Source organism: Pseudomonas haemolytica (assembly GCF_009659625.1).
Lineage (GTDB): Bacteria > Pseudomonadota > Gammaproteobacteria > Pseudomonadales > Pseudomonadaceae > Aquipseudomonas > Aquipseudomonas haemolytica.
In genome coordinates this window covers 73,865-96,218 of record NZ_VOIW01000001.1, presented here as the reverse complement: position 1 = coordinate 96,218, position 22,354 = coordinate 73,865, and the positions used below count along the sequence as shown (strand labels likewise).

At 61.1% G+C, this 22,354-nt stretch carries 20 protein-coding genes; 15 read left to right on the top strand and 5 right to left on the bottom strand.

Translation table 11 applies throughout. The features are described 5' to 3' along the window. Positions 1-22 precede the first annotated feature (22 nt). Positions 23-2,122 (top strand): phosphate acetyltransferase, encoded by a 2,100-nt coding sequence (gene pta / locus FRT59_RS00475; RefSeq protein ID WP_153870144.1) that lies wholly within the window; start codon positions 23-25, stop codon positions 2,120-2,122. Continuing rightward, entirely contained in the window at positions 2,123-3,022 is a 900-nt protein-coding gene (locus FRT59_RS00470; protein ID WP_153870143.1) for an acyltransferase, read from the top strand. Positions 3,023-3,180: 158 nt separating this feature from the next. Here the strand turns inward: FRT59_RS00470 and cysN are convergent, their stop codons facing one another. The 3 genes from cysN to FRT59_RS00455 all read right to left on the bottom strand — a co-directional run bounded on the left by cysN (position 3,181) and on the right by FRT59_RS00455 (position 6,933). Continuing rightward, complete coding sequence (gene cysN, locus FRT59_RS00465) at positions 3,181-5,079, bottom strand: sulfate adenylyltransferase subunit CysN (RefSeq protein WP_153870142.1); 1,899 nt, start codon at positions 5,077-5,079, stop codon at positions 3,181-3,183. 9 nt (positions 5,080-5,088) lie between these two features. Then, positions 5,089-6,006 (bottom strand): sulfate adenylyltransferase subunit CysD, encoded by a 918-nt coding sequence (gene cysD / locus FRT59_RS00460; protein ID WP_034118020.1) that lies wholly within the window; start codon positions 6,004-6,006, stop codon positions 5,089-5,091. Positions 6,007-6,174: 168 nt separating this feature from the next. After that, positions 6,175-6,933, bottom strand: a complete 759-nt coding sequence (locus tag FRT59_RS00455) for a Nif3-like dinuclear metal center hexameric protein (protein ID WP_153870141.1) — start codon at positions 6,931-6,933, stop codon at positions 6,175-6,177. A 101-nt stretch (positions 6,934-7,034) separates the two neighbouring features. Between FRT59_RS00455 and algW the strand changes: the two genes are divergently transcribed. Next, positions 7,035-8,195, top strand: a complete 1,161-nt coding sequence (algW, locus tag FRT59_RS00450; protein ID WP_034118018.1) for a Do family serine endopeptidase AlgW — start codon at positions 7,035-7,037, stop codon at positions 8,193-8,195. Positions 8,196-8,309: 114 nt separating this feature from the next. Beyond that, on the top strand, positions 8,310-10,406 hold the full coding sequence (locus FRT59_RS00445) for a TonB-dependent siderophore receptor (protein ID WP_153870140.1): 2,097 nt from the start codon (positions 8,310-8,312) through the stop codon (positions 10,404-10,406). A 125-nt stretch (positions 10,407-10,531) separates the two neighbouring features. Here FRT59_RS00445 and hemH read toward each other — a convergent pair whose 3' ends face one another. Together hemH and FRT59_RS00435 are read right to left on the bottom strand one after the other, a co-directional pair. Then, positions 10,532-11,557 carry a ferrochelatase gene (hemH, locus tag FRT59_RS00440; RefSeq protein WP_034118016.1) on the bottom strand — a complete coding sequence of 342 codons (1,026 nt, stop codon included), beginning with the start codon at positions 11,555-11,557 and terminating at the stop codon, positions 10,532-10,534. Between the two features lie 14 nt (positions 11,558-11,571). Beyond that, entirely contained in the window at positions 11,572-12,471 is a 900-nt protein-coding gene (locus tag FRT59_RS00435) for a TIGR01777 family oxidoreductase (protein WP_153870139.1), read from the bottom strand. A 212-nt stretch (positions 12,472-12,683) separates the two neighbouring features. Between FRT59_RS00435 and FRT59_RS00430 the strand changes: the two genes are divergently transcribed. The 11 genes from FRT59_RS00430 (at position 12,684) to FRT59_RS00380 (ending at position 22,313) form a co-directional block, all read left to right on the top strand. After that, a complete protein-coding gene (locus tag FRT59_RS00430) occupies positions 12,684-13,670 on the top strand; it encodes an NAD(P)/FAD-dependent oxidoreductase (RefSeq protein ID WP_153870138.1) in 987 nt (328 codons plus the stop codon). Then, positions 13,667-13,882, top strand: a complete 216-nt coding sequence (locus FRT59_RS00425; RefSeq protein ID WP_034118013.1) for a TIGR02450 family Trp-rich protein — start codon at positions 13,667-13,669, stop codon at positions 13,880-13,882. The genes FRT59_RS00430 and FRT59_RS00425 overlap by 4 nt, the downstream gene beginning before the upstream one ends. Positions 13,883-13,994: 112 nt before the next feature. Further along, positions 13,995-14,954 (top strand): YbgA family protein, encoded by a 960-nt coding sequence (locus FRT59_RS00420; protein WP_153870137.1) that lies wholly within the window; start codon positions 13,995-13,997, stop codon positions 14,952-14,954. A 3-nt stretch (positions 14,955-14,957) separates the two neighbouring features. After that, positions 14,958-15,887, top strand: coding sequence for a MerR family transcriptional regulator (locus FRT59_RS00415; RefSeq protein WP_153870136.1), 930 nt, complete (start codon positions 14,958-14,960; stop codon positions 15,885-15,887). Next, on the top strand, positions 15,888-17,330 hold the full coding sequence (gene phrB / locus FRT59_RS00410; protein WP_153870135.1) for a deoxyribodipyrimidine photo-lyase: 1,443 nt from the start codon (positions 15,888-15,890) through the stop codon (positions 17,328-17,330). After that, positions 17,323-17,745 (top strand): nuclear transport factor 2 family protein, encoded by a 423-nt coding sequence (locus FRT59_RS00405; protein WP_153870134.1) that lies wholly within the window; start codon positions 17,323-17,325, stop codon positions 17,743-17,745. The genes phrB and FRT59_RS00405 overlap by 8 nt, the downstream gene beginning before the upstream one ends. Continuing rightward, the gene (locus FRT59_RS00400) at positions 17,742-18,521 is read left to right on the top strand and encodes an SDR family NAD(P)-dependent oxidoreductase (RefSeq protein WP_153870133.1); all 780 of its coding nucleotides are present in this window, start codon (positions 17,742-17,744) and stop codon (positions 18,519-18,521) included. The genes FRT59_RS00405 and FRT59_RS00400 overlap by 4 nt, the downstream gene beginning before the upstream one ends. After that, positions 18,518-19,765: an NAD(P)/FAD-dependent oxidoreductase gene (locus FRT59_RS00395; protein ID WP_198809552.1), complete on the top strand. Its 1,248-nt coding sequence runs from the start codon at positions 18,518-18,520 to the stop codon at positions 19,763-19,765. The genes FRT59_RS00400 and FRT59_RS00395 overlap by 4 nt, the downstream gene beginning before the upstream one ends. Further along, a complete protein-coding gene (locus tag FRT59_RS00390; RefSeq protein ID WP_034118006.1) occupies positions 19,762-20,571 on the top strand; it encodes a DUF1365 domain-containing protein in 810 nt (269 codons plus the stop codon). Before FRT59_RS00395 ends, FRT59_RS00390 begins: the two co-directional genes overlap by 4 nt. Beyond that, positions 20,558-21,829 carry an SAM-dependent methyltransferase gene (locus tag FRT59_RS00385; protein ID WP_153870132.1) on the top strand — a complete coding sequence of 424 codons (1,272 nt, stop codon included), beginning with the start codon at positions 20,558-20,560 and terminating at the stop codon, positions 21,827-21,829. The genes FRT59_RS00390 and FRT59_RS00385 overlap by 14 nt, the downstream gene beginning before the upstream one ends. Next, complete coding sequence (locus tag FRT59_RS00380) at positions 21,822-22,313, top strand: DUF2878 domain-containing protein (RefSeq protein WP_034118004.1); 492 nt, start codon at positions 21,822-21,824, stop codon at positions 22,311-22,313. Before FRT59_RS00385 ends, FRT59_RS00380 begins: the two co-directional genes overlap by 8 nt. The last annotated feature ends 41 nt before the right edge of the window (positions 22,314-22,354 follow it).

The following is a 22,354-nucleotide window of genomic DNA, read 5'->3' as shown; positions in this document are numbered from 1 at the left end:
CATGCACCTCCAGAGAATTCGCATGCAGACTTTTTTTATCGCGCCCACCGATTTTGGTGTGGGTCTGACCTCCATCAGCCTTGGGCTGGTGCGCACCCTGGAACGGGCCGGCCTTAAAGTCGGCTTCTTCAAACCGATTGCCCAGCCCCACCCCGGCGACACTGGCCCGGAACGCTCCACTGAGCTGGTGGCCCGCACTCACGGCCTGAAACCGCCACAGCCCTTAGGCCTGGCCCACGTAGAGCGCATGCTCGGGGACGGCCAGCTCGATGAGCTGCTCGAAGAAATCATCACCCTCTACCAGCAGGCCGCCGTGGGCAAGGACGTGCTGATTGTCGAAGGCATGGTGCCGACCCGCAGCGCCAGCTACGCAGCACGGGTCAACCTGCACCTGGCCAAGAGCCTGGATGCGGAAGTGATCCTGGTCTCGGCCCCGGAAAACGAGGTGCTCACCGAACTCTCCGGCCGCGTGGAATTGCAGGCGCAATTGTTCGGTGGCCCGAAAGACCCGAAAGTGCTGGGCGTGATCCTCAACAAGGTGCGCACCGACGAAAGTATGGAAGCCTTCTCGGCCCGCCTTAAAGAGCACTCGCCTTTGTTGCGCAGCGGTGATTTCCGCCTGCTCGGCTGCATCCCCTATCAACCCGAACTCAATGCCCCGCGCACCCGCGACGTGGCCGACCTGATGGGCGCGCAGATCCTCAACGCCGGCGACTACGAAAGCCGGCGCATGACCAAGATCATCATCTGCGCCCGCACCATGCGTAACACCGTAGAGCTGCTCAAGCCCGGCGTATTGGTGGTAACACCCGGGGATCGCGACGACATCATCCTCGCCGTGAGCCTGGCCGCGATCAATGGCGTGCCACTGGCCGGCCTGTTGCTGACCAGCGACACCCTGCCGGACCCGCGCATCATGGATCTATGCCGCGGCGCCTTCCAGGCCGGGCTGCCGGTGCTGTCGGTGAGCACCGGCTCCTATGACACCGCCAACCAACTCAATAGCCTCAACAAGGAAATCCCCATCGATGACCGCGAGCGCGCGGAGATCATCACTGACTTCGTCGCCAGCCACCTCGATGCGCGCTGGCTGCGCCAGCGTTGTGGCACGCCACGGGAAATGCGCCTGTCGCCAGCCGTTTTCCGCTATCAGTTGATCCAGCGCGCCCAGGCCGCCAACAAACGCATCGTGTTGCCCGAAGGCAGCGAGCCGCTGACCGTACAAGCCGCCGCCATCTGCCAGGCCCGGGGCATTGCCCGTTGCGTGCTGCTGGCCAAACCGGAGGATGTGGAGGCAGTCGCCCGCGCCCAAGGCATCGAGCTGCCCGAGGGCCTGGAGATTCTCGACCCGGACCTGATTCGCCAACGCTACGTCGAGCCGATGGTCGCCTTGCGCAAGAGCAAGAGCCTGAATGCGCCAATGGCCGAGCAGCAGCTGGAAGACACCGTGGTGATCGCTACCATGATGCTCGCCCTGGACGAAGTGGACGGCCTGGTCTCCGGCGTTATTCATTCCACCGCGAACACCATCCGCCCTGCCCTGCAATTGATCAAGACCGCGCCGGGCTGCACCTTGGTGTCGTCGGTATTCTTCATGCTGTTCCCTGAGCAGGTGCTGGTGTACGGCGACTGTGTGATGAACCCGCACCCAAGCGCTGCGGAACTGGCGGAAATCGCCCTGCAAAGCGCCGATTCGGCGGCCGCGTTCGGCATCACGCCGCGGGTGGCGATGATCAGCTATTCCAGCGGTGATTCGGCCAGCGGCGAGGAAGTGGAAAAAGTCCGCGAGGCCACCCTGCTCGCCCACGAGCAGCAAAGTTCGCTGCTGATCGACGGCCCGCTGCAATACGACGCCGCCGCCAACGAGAACGTCGCCCGGCAATTGGCACCCAACAGCCAGGTTGCCGGCAAGGCCACGGTGTTCGTGTTCCCGGACCTGAACACTGGCAATACCACCCACAAAGCCGTACAACGCAGTGCCGATTGCGTGAGCCTGGGGCCGATGCTCCAGGGCCTGCGCAAACCGGTCAACGACCTGCCGCGCGGCGCCCAGGTAGATGACATCGTGTACACCATCGCCCTGACTGCGATCCAAGCCGCCAACCGACCTATGGATATCTAAATGCTGGATTTTCTACCTGCCGCCGTGCGCGGGGTGATCGCTTCGCTGTTGCTGGCACTGAACACGATCCTGCTGTGTTCGTTCCTGTTTATCGTCGCGCTGTTCAAAGCGCTGCCGTTCGCCAAGCGCTTCAGCGAATGGCTGATGAACCACACCCACGAAGCCTGGGTCACCAACAACAAGGGCTGGATGAACCTGGTGCGCCGCACGCGCTGGCACCTGACCGGCCTTGAGGGCCTGGACTACCAGCACTCCTATCTGGTGACCAGCAACCACCAGAGCTGGGTCGACATCATGGTGCTGCAATACGTGCTCAATCGACGCATTCGCCCGCTGAAGTTCTTCCTCAAGCAGGAACTGATCTGGGTGCCGGTGATTGGCCTGGCGTGGTGGGCCCTGGGTTTTCCCTTTATGAAGCGCTACAGCAAGGCTTATCTGGAGAAACACCCGGAGAAGAAAGGCAAAGACCTGGAAACCACGCGCAAGATCTGTGCGAAGTTTCGCAACAACCCGGTGGGGATTTTCAACTTTGCCGAGGGCACGCGGTTTACGCCGGGTAAGCATGCACAGCAGCAATCGCCGTTTCGCTATTTGCTCAAGCCCAAGGCGGGTGGCATTGCGTTTGTGCTGGATGCCATGGGGGAGCAGTTGAAGTCATTGGTGAATGTGACCATTCACTACCCAGCCGGGCGTCCGGGTTACTGGGATCTACTCTGCGGAAAGGTGCAGGAGGTGGTGGTGCACTTTGAAGAGGTGCAGATTCCGGCTGAGTTTATTGGCAAGAATTATGAGCAGGACGGGGAGTATCGGTTGGCGTTCCAGGGCTGGATCAATCGGTTGTGGGAAGAGAAGGATGAGTTGCTGGAGCAGCTTCACACCAAATTCCCAAACAAGCGATGATCAACCTGTGGGAGGGGGCTTGCCCCCGATGAGGCTCTAGCTGACCCACCGCTATCGGGGGCAAGCCTCCTCCCACATTTGACCGCGCTCAATCTTGAAAATGTAAAAAAGCCCGCCACCGAGTGATCGGTGGCGGGCTTTTTTTGTAGCGGCGAGGTTTAGATCGCGCCGCGCTGACGCAACAACTCCAGCACCTGCTTGACGCTGTCTTCCAGCGACAAAGCCTGGGTGTCGAGTACCAGGTCGGCATTCAACGGCACGTCGTACGGGAAGGACTCACCCGGGATGTTATCCCCGCCCGCCGCGTACAAACCTTGCGGGTCACGCTCGGCGCACACCAGCGGCGACGCCTGCACATAGACGGTCAGCAGGCGATCAGCGCCAATCAACGCCTTGGCCTGTTCACGGCCTTCGGCATCCGGCGCCACGAACGCAGCCAGGGTCAGCAGGCCGGCTTCGTTGAACTGACGCGCAACGTGGGCCGCACGGCGCCAGTTCTCGGTACGCCCGGCACGGTCCTGGGGCAAGCCTTTGTTCAGGTCGTGACGCAGGTTCTGGCCATCCAGTACGAACACCGCACGGCCCATGTCGAACAGCTTGCGCTCAACCGCATAGGCCAGCGTGCTCTTGCCTGCACCCGACAAGCCGCTGAACAACACGGTGGCCGGTTGCTGGCCGAAGCGCAGGGCGCGCTCTTCAGTGGCAACATGAGCGAGGCTGCCGTGCTGCGCAGAACCGCCATGATTGACCGGCGGCGCGATAATCATGCCCGCAGCCACGGTACCGTTAGTCAAACGGTCGATAACGATAAAGGCACCGGTGGTGCGGTTGCTGGCGTAGCCATCCAACGCGATAGCGGCATCGAGGCTGACCTTGACCCGGCCGATTTCGTTGAGCTGCAGCGAACTCGCCGGGCCTTCGGCCAGGGTGTTCACATCCACGCGGTGCACAATGCTAGTGATGGAACCCGGCACGTAACTGGTGGCGCGCTTGATGTCGTACTTCTTGCCCGGCAGCATCGGCTCTTCGGCCATCCACACCAGCATGGCGTCGAAGGCGTCGGTCACTTGCGGTACGTTGTCGGCATGCACCAGCAGGTCGCCACGGGAGATGTCGATCTCGTCTTCCATGGTCAGGGTCACGGCCTGGCCTGGGCCCGCGTGCTCCAGCTCACCTTCGAAGGTGACGATGGATTTGACCCGGCTGCTTTTGCCCGACGGCAGCACCACGACTTCGTCACCCTTGTGCACGATGCCACTGGCCAGGGTGCCGGCGAAACCACGGAAGTTCAGGTTCGGACGGTTGACGTACTGCACCGGGAAACGCAGGTCGGTGTAGTTGCGGTCGTTGGCGATCTCGACGGTCTCGAGGATCTCCATCAGCGACTGACCGGTGTACCAGGGCGAACGCTCGCTCTTGTTCACCACGTTGTCGCCCTTGAGCGCCGACATCGGCACGAAGGCCAAAGTGCTCGGCTTGAACGCGATACCGTCAGCGAACTTCAGGTAATCGGCCTTGATCGACTCGAATACGCTCTGGTCAAAGCCGTTGATGTCCATCTTGTTGACGGCCACCACGATGTGTTTGATCCCCAGCAAGGAGGCGATGAAGCTGTGGCGACGGGTCTGCGTCTGCACCCCGTAGCGGGCGTCGATCAGGATGATCGCCAGGTCACAGGTGGACGCACCGGTGGCCATGTTGCGGGTGTACTGCTCATGGCCAGGGGTGTCGGCGATGATGAATTTGCGCTTGGCGGTGGAGAAGTAACGATAGGCAACGTCGATGGTGATGCCTTGCTCACGCTCGGCCTGCAGGCCATCGACCAGCAGGGCCAGGTCGATGTCGTCGCCGGTAGTGCCGGACTTCTTCGAATCACGGGTGATGGCTTCCAGGTGATCTTCGTAGATCATCTTGGAGTCGTGCAGCAGGCGCCCGATCAGGGTGCTCTTGCCGTCATCGACGTTGCCGCAGGTCAGGAAGCGCAACATTTCCTTGCGCTCGTGCTGGCCCAGGTAAGCGAGGATGTCCTCGCTGATCAAATCAGATTGATGCGACATGACAGCCCCTTAGAAATAGCCTTGACGTTTTTTATCTTCCATGGAGCCGGCGCCATCGTGGTCGATGACCCGGCCCTGGCGCTCGGAAGTTCGCGTCAGGAGCATTTCCTGAATGATGTCCGTCAGCGTCTCGGCTTCGGACTCCACCGCGCCCGTCAACGGGTAGCAGCCAAGGGTGCGGAAACGTACTTTCTTTTTGACGATGCGGGCTTTGTCTTCGTCGGACAGGTGTTCAAGGATGCGGTCGTCGTCAATCATGATCAACGTGCCGTTCTTCTCGATCACGTCGCGCTCGGCGGCGAAGTACAGCGGCACAATCGGGATGCCTTCCAGGTAGATGTACTGCCAGATGTCCAGCTCGGTCCAGTTGGACAGCGGGAACACGCGGATCGACTCGCCCTTGTTGACGTTGCCGTTGTAGACGTTCCACAGCTCGGGGCGCTGGTTCTTCGGGTCCCAACGGTGCTTGCTGTCGCGGAACGAGTACACGCGCTCTTTGGCACGGGATTTCTCTTCATCGCGACGGGCACCGCCGAACGCTGCGTCGAAACCATGCTTGTCCAAGGCCTGCTTGAGGCCCTCGGTCTTCATGATATCGGTGTGCTTGGCGCTGCCGTGGGTGAACGGGTTGATGCCCTGCGCCACGCCATCCGGGTTGACGTGGGTGATCAACTCCAGACCAAGCTCTTCGACCATCTTGTCGCGAAACTTGTACATCTCCTGGAATTTCCAGCGGGTGTCGACGTGCATCACCGGGAACGGCAGCTTGCCTGGGAAGAAGGCCTTGCGTGCCAGGTGCAGCATCACGGCGGAGTCTTTACCGATCGAGTAGAGCATCACCGGGTTGTCGAACTCGGCGGCGACCTCGCGGATGATGTGGATGCTTTCCGCCTCCAGCTGTTTCAGATGCGTCAGTTTGTCGACCATGGTTACTCACGGAAAAACGATCTTATGGACGGCCTGCGGGCCGTGTTCGAGCGAGGCATGCTAGCACAGCACCTTCTTCTATTCAGGGCGCCAGCTAGATCGAAACGGTATATGAATATGCCGCCGAGTTTGGCCCGAAACCCTCCCACATTCCTGTGGTGGTGACCGCTAGATCGGGTTCGGGCAATCGATGAACAAATGCTCAAGGGCAAAGCGCCGCGCCAGGTAATCGCCCAACGCCTGCACGCCATAGCGCTCGGTGGCGTGATGGCCGGCGGCGATGAAGCTGATGTCGTTTTCCCGGGCACTGTGGAAGGTCTGTTCGGACGCTTCACCGCTCAGGTACAGGTCGACGCCAGCGGCAATCGCCTGGTCGATATAACCCTGGCCGCCCCCCGTGCACCAGCCGACACGACGGATCATCTCACTGCCTTCGATCAGCAACGGCTCGCGGCCCATCACATCCTGCACGCGGCGGGCGAAATCACGGGGCGACAGGGGTTCGGCCAGGGAACCGACCAGGCCGACGATCTTGGGGTTGTTCGGGTCCAGCGGGCCTTCGACGGTGATATCCAACTGCCGAGCAAGCTGTACGTTATTGCCCACATCGGCGTGCAGATCCAACGGCAAGTGGTAGGCCAACAGGCTGATGTCATGCTTGAGCAGGGTTTTCAGGCGGCGCTGCTTCATGCCGGTAATGCACGGGTTTTCGCCCTTCCAGAAATAGCCATGGTGCACCAGCACCAGATCGGCCTTGGCTTCGACGGCGGCATCCAGCAGCGCCTGGCTGGCGGTCACGCCGCTGACGATGCGCATCACCTGCGGACGCCCCTCGACCTGCAGGCCATTGGGGCAATAATCGGCAATTTTTGCGCTGCCAAGGTAGCGGTCTGCTTCCTCGACGAGGGTAGTAAGGGGGACGGCCATAAAAGACTCCTAAATATCCCGTTCGCAGGCGTCACAGCCTCGTATAATGCGCCACATTATGGGCGCTCTCCCGCCCCCTGCAACCTGTCAGGACTTACTTGATGCTCAAGGCACTGCGTTTTTTTGGATGGCCATTGTTGGCTGGCGTGCTGATCGCGATGCTGATTATCCAGCGTTATCCCCAATGGGTAGGCCTGCCCACCCTGGATGTGAACCTGCAACAGGCCCCGCAAACCAGCGCGGTGGTCCAAGGCCCGGTGACCTATGCCGACGCTGTCACCATTGCAGCACCTGCCGTGGTCAACCTGTACACCACCAAGGTCATCAACAAACCTGCGCATCCGTTGTTCGAGGACCCGCAGTTCCGCCGCTACTTCGGTGACAACGGCCCCAAGCAACGCCGCATGGAATCCAGCCTGGGTTCCGGGGTGATCATGAGCCCCGAAGGCTACATCCTTACCAATAACCATGTGACCTCCGGCGCCGACCAGATCGTGGTGGCCCTGCGTGACGGCCGCGAGACCCTGGCACGGGTGGTCGGTAGCGATCCGGAAACCGACCTCGCGGTACTGAAGATAGACTTGAAGAACCTGCCGTCCATCACCCTCGGCCGTTCCGAAGGCTTGCGCGTGGGCGACGTGGCACTGGCCATCGGCAACCCGTTCGGGGTGGGCCAGACGGTCACCATGGGCATCATCAGCGCCACTGGGCGTAACCAGTTGGGCCTTAACAGCTACGAAGACTTTATCCAGACCGATGCGGCGATCAACCCAGGCAACTCCGGCGGTGCACTGGTGGATGCCAATGGCAACCTGACCGGCATCAACACCGCGATTTTCTCCAAGTCCGGCGGCTCACAGGGCATCGGCTTTGCGATCCCGGTGAAGCTGGCGATGGAAGTGATGAAGTCGATCATCGAGCATGGCCAGGTGATTCGTGGCTGGCTGGGCATTGAAGTGCAGCCATTGACCAAGGAACTGGCCGAGTCGTTCGGCCTGACCGGGCGCCCGGGTATCGTGGTCGCCGGGATCTTCCGCGATGGCCCGGCGCAGAAAGCCGGCCTGCAATTGGGCGATGTGATCCTCAGCATCGACGGTGCCCCGGCCGGTGATGGCCGCAAGTCGATGAACCAGGTGGCGCGTATCAAGCCGACCGACAAGGTGGCGATCCTGGTGATGCGCAACGGCAAGGAGATCAAGCTGTCGGCGGAAATCGGCCTGCGCCCACCGCCGGCAACGGCGCCGCCGAAAGAAGAGCAGTAGCATGCGCGACCTACAAGTGCCCGTTCACGGGTGCTTGTAAGGGCATATTTCGAAGCGATTCATTCTCATTAGGCATGTTATATTGTTTCAATATGGTTATTGGAACGCTCTATCATGCCGTCTCGAAAGTTTGTGCCCTTGGCTGGCCTGGCCTTGGGTTTGCTGCTCGACCCTGCCTACGCCGAAGAAAACACCCTGGAACTCGACCCCATCAGCGTGACCTCCGACGCCTATGAGTCCGCTACCGGGCCGGTCAAGGGCTACCGTGCTACCCGCTCTGCCAGTGCCACCAAGACCGACACCGCCCTGCGCGACATCCCGCAATCCATCAGCGTAATTCCCGCCACGGTGCTCAAGGACCTGGGCAGTAACAGTGTGGAGCGCGCCTTGGACTTTGCCGGCGGCGTGTCCAAGCAAAACAACTTCGGTGGCCTGACCCTCTACGAATACAGCGTGCGCGGCTTCACCACCTCCGAGTTCTACCAGGATGGTTTCAGCGCCAACCGCGGTTACCCGAGTACGCCGGACACTGCGAATATCGAACGCATTGAAGTGCTCAAAGGCCCCGCTGCCAGCCTGTATGGGCGTGGCGACCCTGGCGGCACGGTGAATATCGTCACCAAGAAACCCCAGCCCGAAGCCTTCACCACCCTACAATCCAACGCCGGCAGTTGGGACCGCTACCGCACCGCATTGGATGTGAATACGCCGCTGGACAGCGAAGGGCGCGTATTGTCACGCGTGAACCTGGCGGTCGAAGACAACCACAGCTTCCGCGATCACGTAGACGCCAAGCGCGTATTCGTCGCGCCCTCCTTCAGTTGGCAGTTGGCCCCGGACACCCACCTTCTGGTCGAAAGCGAATTCGTGCGCCACAGCTCCACTTTCGACCGAGGTGTCATCGCCAATACCGGCATGTCCCACTCCACCTTCCTCGGCGAGCCCAACGACGGCAATATCCGCAACCACAACAACCGTATTCAGGCCGCGCTGGAACACCACCTCAACGACGCCTGGAAACTGCGCCTGGCCAGCCACTACAAGCAAGGCAGCCTGTGGGGCGACGCCTCGGAAAACCGCGCACTGAATGCCAACGGTCACACCATCGACCGCCGCTATCGCGAGCGCTCCACGGGTTGGCACGACAGCATCACCCAGCTGGAACTGCGCGGCCTATTCGATATTGGCAGTTGGCAGCACGAGTTGCTGGTTGGCGCTGAATACGAGGACTACCGCAAGAAAGAGCGCGTCACCACCGTCGGCGGCAGCCGTTACACCATCGATATCCATAACCCGATCTACGGCAAGCCCAAACCCAACGGCGAGCGCACCGGCACCGACTTCTTCGAGCAGGTGAAAAGCCAGGCGCTGAACCTGCAAGACCAGATCATTTTTACCGACCGCCTGCGCGGCATGGTCGGGGCGCGCTTTGAGCATTTTGAGCAAAGCATCAACGACTTCACCGGCAAGGCCCCTCAGGGACGGCAAACACACGACGCCCTGACCCAGCGCGCTGGCCTGCTCTACCAGCTCACGCCTGAAATCGGGGTGTTTGCCAACGCGTCCACCTCGTTCAAGCCCAACAACGGCCTGGGTGCCAGCGGCAAATCGTTCAAGCCCGAAGAAGGCGTGGGCTATGAGGTAGGAATCAAGAGCGAGCTGTTTGACGACCGCCTCAGCACCACCCTCGCTGCATTCCATATCGAAAAGGAAAACGTGCTCACCCTAGACCCGGCCACCAATCTCAACCGCGCCATGGGCAAGGCCCGCAGTCAGGGGTTTGACCTGCAAGTGACCGGGCAAGTGACCGACGCCATACGCGTGATCGGCGCCTTGGCTTATATAGACGCCGAAGTGACCCAAGGTGACAAAGTCATCCCCACGGGCAGCCGCATTCTCGGCGTGGCCAAGCACAGTGGCAGCCTGTTGGGCGTGTATGAATTCCAGGATGGCGCGTGGCGGGGTTCAGACCTGGGCGCGGCGTTCACTTACGTAGGTGATCGCTCCGGTGAAGCGGGTACAGGCTTCCAGCTGCCGGCCTACCACACCGTGGATTTGCTGGCCCACTACAAGGCTACGGAGAATGTCACCGTGGGGCTGAACCTGAATAACCTGTTCGATGAAAAGTATTACGAGCGGTCCTATAGCCGCTACTGGGCCAACCCCGGGGAACCGCGCAATTTCACCGTCAGCTTGACCCTCAATCTGTAACACGGTCAAAAATGTGGGAGCGGGCTTGCTCGCGAATGCGCTCCGTCAGTTGATAGAGGTGCTGACTGATACACCGCATTCGCGAGCAAGCCCGCTCCCACATTTTGATCTTCACTCGGCTCGGGTTATAGCGTCGTCGGTGCCCGTTCACACAGCGTATTAAGCGCCACCGCCCACTGCGGATCATCATTCAAGCACGGCACCAACACCAACTCCTCGCCCCCCGCCTCGCGGAACTGCTCCCGCCCGCGGTCGCCAATCTCTTCCAGGGTCTCGATGCAATCGGCGACAAACGCCGGGCACATCACCAGCAGCTTTTTCACGCCCTGTTGTGCCAACGCCTCCAGGCGTGCCTCGGTGTAGGGTTCGATCCACTTCGCCCGGCCCAGGCGCGATTGAAACGCGACCGACCACTTACCCTCCGGTAAACCGGAACGCTCGGCAAAATCCCGAGCGACGCTGAAGCATTGTGCGCGATAGCAGGTGGCAAGTACTTCAGGCGACGCGTTCTTGCAGCAGTCGGCATCCTTGAAGCAATGCGCACCGGTAGGGTCGAGCTTTTTCAGATGACGCTCGGGCAGGCCATGGAAACTGAGCAACAAGTGATCGAAATCCTGCTCCAGATAAGCGCGGGCGCTAGCCACCAGGGCATCGAGATATTCCGGCTGATCGTAGAAAGGTTGCAGGATCGAAAACTGTACGTTGAGACGCTTGTCTCGCACTACTCGCTTGGCTTCCTCTATCACCGTGGTCACGGTGCTGTCGGCAAACTGCGGGTACAGCGGCGCCAATGTCACTTTCTGGATACCCTGGGCAGCGAGGCGCGTCAGGGTCGTTTCCAGCGATGGCTCGCCATAACGCATCGCCAGTTCCACCGGCCCCTGGGTCCACTGCGCGGTCATCTGCTGTTGCAGGCGACGGCTGAGCACCACCAGAGGCGAACCCTCGTCCCACCAGATTGACGCATACGCATGGGCCGACTGCTCGGGGCGCTTGATCAGGATCAGCGACACCAGCAAACGCCGCACAGGCCAAGGCAGGTCGATCACATAAGGATCCATCAGGAACTGATTAAGGTAACTGCGCACATCGGCCACCGAAGTGGACGCCGGTGAACCCAGGTTGACCAGTAACAACGCGTGATCGGTCATGCAACATCCTATCTCTAAAGGCGGCTGGACAAGTCGTCCAGAGCCGCACGCAATTCAGTGAACTGGAAAGTGAAACCCGCAACCAGCAGCCGTTCAGGAAGCGCCTTTTGCCCGCCGAGCAACAAGCCGGACAACTCACCCAGGCCAACCTTCAACGCAAAGGCCGGCATCGGCATGAACGCCGGGCGGTGCAGCACCTGGCCCAGGGTCTTGGCAAACTCGCGGTTGCGTACGGGGTGTGGCGCGCAGGCATTATAAGGACCGCTGGCATCTTCCTTGTGCAGAAGAAAATCAATCAGGGCGATTTGATCCTTGATATGCACCCACGGCATCCACTGCCGACCATTGCCGATCGGCCCGCCCAGCGCCAGTTTGAACGGCAGCAACAGGCGCGACAAAAAGCCGCCCTCGGCCGCCAGCACCAGGCCGGTACGCACCAGCACCACGCGAACGCCCATGGCTTCGGCACGCTGGGCGGTTTCTTCCCAGGCAATACACAACTGGCTGGGGAAATCGTCCTGCACCGGGCCGCTGGCTTCAGTCAGTTCGCGCTCGCCGCCATCGCCATACCAACCCACGGCAGAGCCGGAGATCAGCACCGCTGGTTTTTGCTCCAGGCTTTCCATCCACGCCAGCAAGGTTTCAGTGAGGTTGATGCGGCTGCTCCACAGCAACGTCTTGCGTTTGTGGGTCCAGGGCCGATCGGCAATGGGCGCGCCCGCCAGGTTGACCACCGCGTCCACAGCGCCAATCACCTCTTGCAGACGGCCAACCCCGAGCACTTGGGCACCGCAAACCTGGGCGACCGTTTCCGGTTGCCGGCTCCATACCGTCACGCGATGGCCCTGGGCAAGCCAATGTCGGCAAAGTTGGCGGCCAATCAGGCCAGTACCGCCGGTCAGCAAAATATGCATGGGACTCTCCTCATGTAACGTTCGCCGCCGCTCACTGGTCTATTTTATAAGCAGGGATCAATTAGATAATCGAGCGTAACGGACGTTTAAGCCTTAGCTTAACCATAGGTCACGCCAAACGATCAGGCACGCCAAAACTTATACCAAAAAACAATATTGTACAGCTATTGGTGTCGGCGTAGTCTGTACCCAACGGTAAAACGAGGCCTCCCATGACTGTCCCCATCGCGATCATCGGTACCGGCATCGCCGGTCTCTCTGCCGCCCGAGCGTTACAAGACGCGGGGCACGCCGTACAACTCTTCGATAAAAGCCGCGGCAGTGGTGGCCGCATGTCCAGCAAGCGCAGCGATGCCGGCGCGCTGGACATGGGCGCGCAATACTTCACCGCCCGCGACCGGCGCTTCGTCAACGAAGTGCAGCGCTGGCAAAGCAACGGCTGGGCCGAACAGTGGAAACCCCAGCTGTACAACTTCAAATCCGGCCAGCTGACACCCTCTCCCGACGAACAGATCCGCTGGGTCGGCACGCCGCGCATGAGCGCCATCACCCGCGCATTGCTCGATGACTTGCCGGTGGAGTTCGGTTGCCGCATCACCGAAGTGTTCCAGGGCACACAGCACTGGAACCTGCTCGACGCCGCCGGCGGCAATCACGGCCCCTTCAGTCATGTAGTCATCGCCACCCCAGCCCCCCAGGCTACCGCCCTGCTGGCCGCCGCGCCCAAGCTGGCGAGTGCCGCCGCCGGCGTGAAAATGGACCCGACCTGGGCCATCGCCCTGGCCTTCGACAAGCCGCTGGATACGCCGATGGAAGGCTGCTTCGTGCAAGACAGCCCACTCGATTGGTTGGCGCGCAACCGCAGCAAACCCGGGCGCGACACCACCCTCGACACCTGGGTGCTGCACGCCACCAGCGCCTGGAGCAAGGCGCACCTGGACCTGCCCAAGGAAGCGGTGATCGAACACCTGCACGGTGCTTTCGCTGAGTTGCTGCACAGCGCCATGCCCGCACCGTCATTCAGCCTGGCGCACCGCTGGCTCTACGCGCGCCCGTCCAGCAGCCATGAATTCGGGGTGCTGGCCGATGCCGACCTGGGCTTGTTCGTCTGCGGTGACTGGTGCCTCTCCGGCCGGGTGGAGGGTGCTTGGCTCAGCGGGCAGGAAGCGGCGCGGCGCTTGATCGAGCACCTGCAATGAACCGTATCAACCCCGCCAAACTGCTGCTGTCGAAATGGACGGCAGCACATCCGCGCCACAAGGAAAAACACTTCATGGTCACCGAAGTGTTTCGTGACGAAGAAGGCACGGTGCTGGACATCGAGCTGCAAGCCATCCTCACTGGACGCGCTGAGCGCTTGCCGTGGCAGACCTTGAAAAACCCCGTGGACTGGCAAATCGGTTGGAAGTAACGCCGCCGAAAAAACCTGTACAAATTATTTGACTTGTACAACATCGAATCTATGATGAGGCTTAGTTGTACAACTTCTACAGCTTGTACAGGAATCTCGCAGAGGTTTGGTCATGTCCAGCAGTGTAAAACCGAAGATCGCCATCAGCGCCTGTCTATTGGGCGAGAACGTGCGCTTCAACGGCGGGCATAAACAATCCCTGCTGTGCAGCCAGACCCTCGGCGAGTACTTCGACTTTGTGCCGCTATGCCCGGAAGTCGCCATCGGCCTGGGCATCCCTCGGGAACCGATTCGCCTGGTCGGCGACCCTGCCGCGCCGCATGCCGTCGGCAGCGTAAACCGTGAACTCAACGTTACGCAGCCGTTGGATGACTACGGCCAGCAAATGGCCCGTGAACATACCGACCTGTGCGGCTACATCTTCATGCAGAAGTCGCCGTCCTGTGGCCTGGAGCGCGTCAAGGTGTACCGCGACAACGGCACGCCCGTCGAGGGCGGCGGGCGCGGTATCTACGCCCAGGCATTTTGCTCACGCCATCCCAACCTGCCAGTGGAAGAAGACGGCCGCCTGAATGACCCGGTGCTGCGCGAGAACTTCCTGACCCGCGTATTCGTGTACGCCAGCTGGCAACAACTGCTGGCCGACGGCCTTACCCGGCACCGCCTGTTGACGTTCCACTCGCGCTACAAGTACTTGCTGATGGCCCACAGCCCGGCGCACTACAAAAGCCTGGGACACTTGCTCGGCAGCATGGGCAAGGAAGTCGATCTCCAGGCACTGGCCGACGGCTACTTCAGCGAGCTGATGACGGGCCTGAAAAAGTGCGCCACCCGCGGCACTCACACCAATGTGTTGCAACACATCAGCGGCTACCTCAAGCAAGCCATCAGCGCCGATGACAAAGAGGAAATGCAAACCGTGATCGGCCAATACCGTCACGGCATTGTGCCGCTGGTGGTGCCGCTGACCCTGCTCAAGCACCACTTTCGCCAACACCCGGACCGTTACATCGCGCAGCAGGTCTACCTGCAACCGCACCCGGAAAATCTCAGCCTGCGTAATGCGATCTAATCCATGAAACCTGCCCTGCTCGACGAACCCGGCGAAGACATCGCCCTGGCCCTGCAAAACGGCTGGTTGCCGATCCGCGAAGTGGCGCGCCAGACCGGCGTCAACGCGGTAACCCTGCGCGCCTGGGAACGCCGCTATGGCCTGATCGTGCCCCAGCGTACGCCCAAGGGGCATCGGCTGTTCAGTGCCGAGCACGTGCAACGCATTCAGGCCATCCTTACCTGGCTCAATCGCGGCGTGCCGGTCAGCCAGGTCAAGGGCCTGATCGACTCCGCCCAAGCCAGCCCCGAGCCGATGGAGAATGAATGGCAGAGCCTGCGCCAGCATTTGCTCAACGCGATCAGCGAATTGGCCGAGCGCCGGGTCGACGATGCCTTTAATCAAGCCATGGCGCTCTACCCCCCACGCACTTTGTGCGAGCAACTGATGCTGCCGCTGCTCAAGGAGCTTGAACATAGGTGGCAGGGCCAATTCGGCGCGCAGATGGAGCGGGTGTTTTTTCTGTCGTGGTTGCGCAGCAAGTTCGGCGCGCGGATTTATCACAACAACCGCCAACTCCACGGCGCGCCGCTGTTGCTGGTCAACCATTCCGACTTGCCCCTGGAACCTCACTTGTGGCTCAGCGCCTGGCTGGCCAGCAGTGCCGACTGCCCGGTGGAAGTGTTCGACTGGCCGCTGCCGCCCGGCGAACTGGCCCTGGCGGTGGAACACCTGCAACCACGCGCCGTGTTGCTGTACTCGAGCAAAGCCCTCCATTTCTCGGCACTCACAAAACTATTGGGTGGCGTCAGCTGCCCAACATTGATTGCAGGCCCAACAGTAAGCATCCACCACGCCGAGTTGGCTGACTTAACCCGTGACATGCCTGAATTGTTCGTGGCCGAAGACCTCTTGGCGGCCCACCAATTATTGATCCAGCGTGGAATCGTCTAAATGCATCTGATCTGGCTGCGCACCGACTTGCGCCTGCATGACAACACAGCCCTGGCTGCCGCGAGCCAGCGCGGCCAGGTCGCGGCCATTTACCTGATCACGCCCGAGCAGTGGCTGGCCCATGATGACGCGCCGTGCAAAGTCGATTTCTGGCTGCGCAACGTGCAGCACTTGAGCCTGGCCCTGGGCAAACTGAATATCCCGCTGTTGATCCGCCATGCCGCGACCTGGGATCAGGCGCCTGCCGTGCTGAGCGAACTGTGCCGGGAACTGTCGGTGAAATCGGTGCACGTCAACGAGGAATACGGCATACACGAGAGCCAGCGTGATGCTGCCGTGGCCCAGGCACTGGAAGCAGACGGCGTGACCTTCCACAGTTACCTGGACCAACTGTTCTTCCAACCCGGCAGCGTACTGACCAAGACCGGCACCTATTTCCAGGTGTTCAGCCAGTTCCGCAAGGTCTGCTACAACCGTCTGCACAGTGCCCTGCCGCGCCTGGTGGCGACGCCCAAGGCGCAGGCCAAGCTTGAGTTGAAAAGCGATTCTGTACCGACAATGGTCCAAGGTTTCGAGCCGCCCAGCGAAACCTTGCGCGCCCTCTGGCCCGCCGGTGAAGACGAAGCGCGCCGGCGCCTCGACGCCTTCGCCGACCAGCAGATCAGCTACTACAAGGACGAGCGCGACTTCCCAGCCAAACCCGGCACCAGCCAACTGTCCGCCTACCTCGCCGCCGGTGTGGTTTCGCCGCGCCAGTGCTTGCACGCCGCGCTGCAAACCAACCAAGGCGAGTTCGAAAGCGGCGACATCGGCGCCATCACCTGGATCAACGAGTTGCTGTGGCGCGAGTTCTACAAACACATTCTGGTTGGCTACCCACGGGTCTCTCGCCACCGCGCCTTTCGCCCGGAAACCGAAGCACTGGCCTGGCGCGATGCACCCGCGGACCTGGCTGCCTGGCAACAAGCGCGCACCGGCTTGCCAATCATCGACGCGGCCATGCGCCAACTGCTGGAAACGGGTTGGATGCACAACCGCCTGCGTATGGTGGTGGCGATGTTCCTGACCAAGAACCTGCTGATCGACTGGCGCGAAGGCGAGCGCTTCTTTATGCGGCACCTGATCGACGGCGACCTGGCGGCCAACAACGGCGGCTGGCAGTGGAGCTCATCCACCGGCACCGACTCGGCACCGTATTTCCGGATTTTCAGCCCGCTGAGCCAATCGGAAAAATTCGACAGCGACGGCGTTTTCATCAAGCGCTGGCTGCCGGAGCTGGCCGCGCTGAATAAAAAAGAGGTGCATAACCCAGCAGCAGCCGGCGGTCTGTTCGGCGTGGCGGATTACCCGCGCGCCATGGTTGACCTGAAACAGTCCCGGGAACGCGCCTTGGCGGCTTTTCGCAGCCTGCCTTCACGACTGGAGATGGCCGGCCATGAGTGATTTCCTGCGCCGCTTCGCCCACAGCTTCGCCACGCTGGACAAGCACAACCTGCAGCTGCTCGACAGTCTGTACAGCGAGGACATCGCCTTTAGCGACCCACTGCATGAAGTCCACGGGCTGCCTGCGCTGCGGCGCTACTTCGCCGAGCTGTACAGCAACGTCAGCCATTTGCAGTTTGACTTCCACAGCTTCGATGCCGTTGCCGAAGGCGAAGGTTACCTGCGCTGGACCATGAGTTTTCATCACTCGCGCCTGGCCAGTGGCAAGGTGATCCGAGTGCCAGGCTGCTCCCATTTGATGTGGCACGACAAGGTCTACCGTCATCGTGACTATTTCGATGCCGGTGCCCTGCTCTATGAACACGTACCGGTACTCGGTCGTGTCGTCAGTTGGCTGAAAAGGAGAATGGGATGAGCCTTGCACCCCGACGTTATTGGCTGACCGGCGCCAGCAGTGGCATCGGGGCCGCGCTGGCCGTGGAGTTGCTCAACAGCGGCGCCCACGTGGCGATCAGCTCCCGTACCAAAGGCCCGCTGGAAGCGCTCGCCCATCGTTACCCGGGGCAAGTGCTGGTGGTGGCCGGCGACCTGACCAACAGCCAGGCCGTGCGCGAGATCGGTGAACATATTGCCGAGGTCTGGGGCGCTCTGGACACCGTGATCCTTAACGCCGGCACTTGTGAATACGTCGATGCCCGGCAGTTTGACTCGTCGATCATCGAGCACGTGGTGCGCACCAACCTGCTGGCCAGCAGTTATTGCATCGAGGCGGCGCTGCCGCTGTTGCGCGCCGGGCTCACGCCGCACCTGGTAGGCGTGGCCAGCGCCGTGACTTACCTGCCAATGCCGCGCGCCGAAGCATACGGCGCATCCAAGGCCGGCCTGCGTTACCTGTTCGAGTCCCTGCGCATCAGCCTTTCGCCGGAAAACATCGACGTCACGGTGATCAGCCCTGGTTTTGTGGACACGCCGCTGACCGAACGCAATGATTTCCCCATGCCTCTGAGCTGGTCCGCCAACAAGGCAGCGCGACACATCTTTGCGAAGCTGGAAAAACGGCCACTGGAAATCGCCTTCCCCGCATTGTTTATCGCCACCCTGTGGCCGTTGTCCAAGCTGCCCAACCGGGCGCAATTAATCATCGGCAAGCGCATGTTGCGCAGCCCTCCGCCGCAGAAGGACGATCTGTGAAGATCGCCATTATCGGCAGTGGCATCGCCGGGCTGACCAGCGCCTACCTGCTCAGCCGCCGCCACGACATCACGCTGTTCGAAGCCAGTGACTGCATCGGCGGACATACCCATACGGCCAGCGTGACGGTCGAAGGCAAAGGCTATGCCGTGGACACAGGCTTCATCGTATTCAATGACTGGACTTACCCTAATTTCATCCGCCTGCTGGGGCAGATTGGCGTCAAGTTCAAACCCACCGAGATGAGTTTTTCGGTGTGCGACCAGAGCACAGGCTTCGAGTACAACGGCAACACCCTCAACAGCCTGTTTGCCCAGCGCCGCAATATTTTGTCCCCGGGGTTCTGGGGAATGTTGCGCGATATTCTGCGCTTTAACCGCCAAGCGCCCCTGGACCTGCAAGAGCAGCGCATCAGCGCCGGGATGACCCTCGGTGACTACCTCACAGCCGGTGGCTACGGCCCACGGTTTATCCGGCACTACATCGTGCCGATGGGCGCGGCGATCTGGTCGATGTCTCTGGCGGACATGCTCGGTTTCCCGTTGCAATTTTTCGTGCGCTTCTTCAAGAACCACGGCTTGCTCTCGGTCAATAACCGACCGCAATGGTGCGTGATCGAAGGCGGTTCAAGCAGCTACATCGAACCGCTGACCCGTAGCTTTCACGACCGGATACGCCTCGATTGCCCTGTGCATAACGTCGAGCGCAGCGATGCGGGTGTCATTGTCCACAGCGCCGCCGGCAGCGAAGCGTTCGACCGTGTGATCTTCGCCTGCCACAGCGACCAGGCCCTGGCCTTGCTCAGCGACCCCAGCCCAGCCGAACGCGAGATCCTCGGTGCCCTGCCCTACGCCGACAACGACGTGGTGCTGCACACCGACACGCGCCTGCTGCCTGACCGCAAGCTGGCCTGGGCCAGTTGGAATTACCGGCTGAGCGGCAACTCGCAATCCCATGCGGCCGTTACCTACGACATGAATATCCTGCAAGGCATCGACAGCGCCACCACGTTTTGCGTCAGCCTCAATCAAACGCAAATGATCAACCCGTTGAAGATCCTCGCGCGTTACACCTATGCCCACCCGCAATACAGCTTGGCTGCCGTGGCCGCTCAAGCGCGCTGGGAAGAATTGCACGGTGTTCGCAATACCTTTTACTGCGGAGCCTACTGGGCCAACGGTTTTCACGAAGACGGGGTAGTCAGCGCCCTGCGCGTCGCCCAGGCTTTTGGGGAAACCCTGTGAACAGCGCCCTGTACAGCGGCTGGATCGCCCATCGACGGTTTGCGCCCAAGGCCCACGCCTTTCGCTACCGCATCGGCCTGCTGTACCTGGACCTCAGCGAACAGGATGAAGTGCTTGGGCTGTCGCCCCTGGCCGGCACCAGTCGCCTGGCGCCCTTCGGCTTTCGCCAGCAGGACTACCTGCGTGAGTTCACACGCCACGGCATGAGCTTGAGCGATGCCGTGCGCCACGAAGTCGGCAAGGCGCTGGGGCATACGCCCCAGGGCGTTATCTGCCTACTGACCCAGGCCCGCAGTTGGGGCCTGGCTTTTAACCCCGTGAGTTTCTTCTACTGTTTCGAGGCCGATGGACAACTGGCCGCGATCCTGTGTGAAGTGACCAATACCCCATGGCGCGAGCGCTATCACTATGTGCTGCCGGCCCAGCCCCTCGGCACCGACGAGCACCAGCATTTCGCCGTGGCCAAAGCCTTCCATGTGTCGCCATTTCTACCGCGCGAGCTGGAATACCGCATGAGCTTCAGCCCGCCCGCCGCCAGGCTCGGCGTGCATATGGCCGACTGGCAAGGCGCGCAAAAAATCTTCGACGCCACCCTGAGCCTGGAAAGACAACCCCTCAGCCGCGCCAGCCTGCATGGCTATTTATGGCGTTTTCCCTGGATGACCGCCAAGACTTGCCTGGCGATCTACTGGCAAGCCTTGCGCCTGCTGCTTAAACGCACACCGATTTTCCCCCACCGGGCCGCCGATGGCGCCTCTCGCACCGCCGTCGGGTACACCAAGGATCGTCGCCATGAAATCCCCTAGCTTGTCGGTCAAGACTCACCGCCTGAACGTAAACGGCCTGACCGCTGCGCTGCTGCGCAAGGGTGTACTGCGCCAGCTCAGCCAATTGCGCCATGGCCAACTGGTGATCATCGAGGACGGCGAGCGGCAAGTCTTCGGCGCACGGGAAGCACACCTGCTGGGCGAGATCCAGATTCTCGACTCGGCGGTATGGGGCCTGGTGGCGGCCAATGGCTCGATCGGCGCCGGCGAAGCGTTTATCCACGGTTATTGGACCAGCCCGGACCTCACTGCCGTAGTGCGCGTGATGGTCAGCAACCTGGACGTACTCGACGCCATGGAGGGTGGCCTGGCGCGCCTGGCCCGGCCGTTCACCCAGGGGCTGCACTGGCTCAACCGCAACACGCGCAAGGGCTCGCAGAAAAATATCGCCGCCCATTACGACCTGGGCAACGACCTGTTCGAAGAATTCCTCGACCCGACCATGATGTACTCGGCGGCGCAATTCCTGACGCCCGATGACACCCTGGAACAGGCGCAATTGAACAAGTTGGCGCGTATCTGCCAGAAACTGGCGCTCAAGCCCAGCGACCACCTGCTGGAAATCGGTACCGGCTGGGGCAGCATGGCGCTTTATGCGGCGCAGCACTATGGTTGCAAGGTCACCACCACGACCTTGTCCAAGGAACAGTTTGCCTACACCGCAGAGCGCATCCAGACCTTGGGCCTGCAGGATCAAGTGACCTTGCTGCTACGCGATTATCGCGACCTCACCGGCGAGTACGACAAGCTGGTGTCGATCGAAATGATCGAAGCGGTAGGCCATCGCTTCCTGCCCACCTATTTCAAACAATGTGCACAGTTGCTCAAGCCCGACGGCCTGATGTTGCTGCAAGCCATTACCATCCGCGAACAACGCTTTGAGCAGGCCAAGCGCAGCGTCGACTTTATCCAGCGCTACATTTTTCCCGGCGGCGCTCTGCCCTGCGTACAGAACATGCTGCAGATTGTCAGCCGCGACACCGACATGAACCTGCTGCACATGGAGGACTTTGGCCTCCACTACGCACGTACCCTGCGCCTGTGGCATGAGAACTTTCGCCGTGCCCATGGCCGCCTCACGGAGCTGGGCTACGACGAATACTTCCTGCGCTTGTGGGAGTTCTACCTTTGCTACTGCGAAGGCGGCTTCATGGAACGCACGATTGGTACCGCGCAATTGCTGCTGGCTAAACCTGCGGCGATCACTGCGCCGTTGCTCGGGCGCTTCAGTGCTTAAAACCGTGGCCAATGCCGTATTGTTCCAGTGCGGCTGGTTTGCCTGCGTGCTCGGCGGCGATAGCCCGTGGTTGTTGGTGGGGTTGGCAGTACTGAGCGTCCACGTGCTGTGGGTAAGTTCACTGGCTGATGACGGCATGCTCATCGTCAGCGTGACAATCGCAGGCACGCTGCTGGATACGCTGTTGCGCACGCTGGGGGTTTTCCACTTCAGCGAGCCCGGGCCGTTGATTCCATTCTGGTTGATGCTGCTGTGGGCATTGCTGGCCACGACCTTGCGCTATTGCCTGGCCTGGAGCGCACGGCCTGGGTGGCTTGCCAGCCTGTTGGGCGCAGTGGGTGGGCCGTTGTCTTATTACGCAGGCAGTCAACTGGCGGGGGTGAGTTTTGGCTATGGCACGGCAGCCACCCTGATCGGCCTGGCGCTGTTATGGGCCATGTTGTTTCCCTTGTTGCACGGGGTCGCAGGGAGATTGGAACGATGACGCCCGTCCGAGCTTTCATACGTGGTTAACGCACTTGCCTT

What these genes read in the sequence shown, in the direction of transcription:
- pta (WP_153870144.1), top strand. Translation starts at nt 23, where the DNA reads ATGCAGACTTTTTTTATCGCGCCCACCGATTTTGGTGTGGGTCTGACC.
- FRT59_RS00470 (WP_153870143.1), top strand. Translation starts at nt 2,123, where the DNA reads ATGCTGGATTTTCTACCTGCCGCCGTGCGCGGGGTGATCGCTTCGCTG.
- cysN (WP_153870142.1), bottom strand. Translation starts at nt 5,079, where the DNA reads ATGTCGCATCAATCTGATTTGATCAGCGAGGACATCCTCGCTTACCTG.
- cysD (WP_034118020.1), bottom strand. Translation starts at nt 6,006, where the DNA reads ATGGTCGACAAACTGACGCATCTGAAACAGCTGGAGGCGGAAAGCATC.
- FRT59_RS00455 (WP_153870141.1), bottom strand. Translation starts at nt 6,933, where the DNA reads ATGGCCGTCCCCCTTACTACCCTCGTCGAGGAAGCAGACCGCTACCTT.
- algW (WP_034118018.1), top strand. Translation starts at nt 7,035, where the DNA reads ATGCTCAAGGCACTGCGTTTTTTTGGATGGCCATTGTTGGCTGGCGTG.
- FRT59_RS00445 (WP_153870140.1), top strand. Translation starts at nt 8,310, where the DNA reads ATGCCGTCTCGAAAGTTTGTGCCCTTGGCTGGCCTGGCCTTGGGTTTG.
- hemH (WP_034118016.1), bottom strand. Translation starts at nt 11,557, where the DNA reads ATGACCGATCACGCGTTGTTACTGGTCAACCTGGGTTCACCGGCGTCC.
- FRT59_RS00435 (WP_153870139.1), bottom strand. Translation starts at nt 12,471, where the DNA reads ATGCATATTTTGCTGACCGGCGGTACTGGCCTGATTGGCCGCCAACTT.
- FRT59_RS00430 (WP_153870138.1), top strand. Translation starts at nt 12,684, where the DNA reads ATGACTGTCCCCATCGCGATCATCGGTACCGGCATCGCCGGTCTCTCT.
- FRT59_RS00425 (WP_034118013.1), top strand. Translation starts at nt 13,667, where the DNA reads ATGAACCGTATCAACCCCGCCAAACTGCTGCTGTCGAAATGGACGGCA.
- FRT59_RS00420 (WP_153870137.1), top strand. Translation starts at nt 13,995, where the DNA reads ATGTCCAGCAGTGTAAAACCGAAGATCGCCATCAGCGCCTGTCTATTG.
- FRT59_RS00415 (WP_153870136.1), top strand. Translation starts at nt 14,958, where the DNA reads ATGAAACCTGCCCTGCTCGACGAACCCGGCGAAGACATCGCCCTGGCC.
- phrB (WP_153870135.1), top strand. Translation starts at nt 15,888, where the DNA reads ATGCATCTGATCTGGCTGCGCACCGACTTGCGCCTGCATGACAACACA.
- FRT59_RS00405 (WP_153870134.1), top strand. Translation starts at nt 17,323, where the DNA reads ATGAGTGATTTCCTGCGCCGCTTCGCCCACAGCTTCGCCACGCTGGAC.
- FRT59_RS00400 (WP_153870133.1), top strand. Translation starts at nt 17,742, where the DNA reads ATGAGCCTTGCACCCCGACGTTATTGGCTGACCGGCGCCAGCAGTGGC.
- FRT59_RS00385 (WP_153870132.1), top strand. Translation starts at nt 20,558, where the DNA reads ATGAAATCCCCTAGCTTGTCGGTCAAGACTCACCGCCTGAACGTAAAC.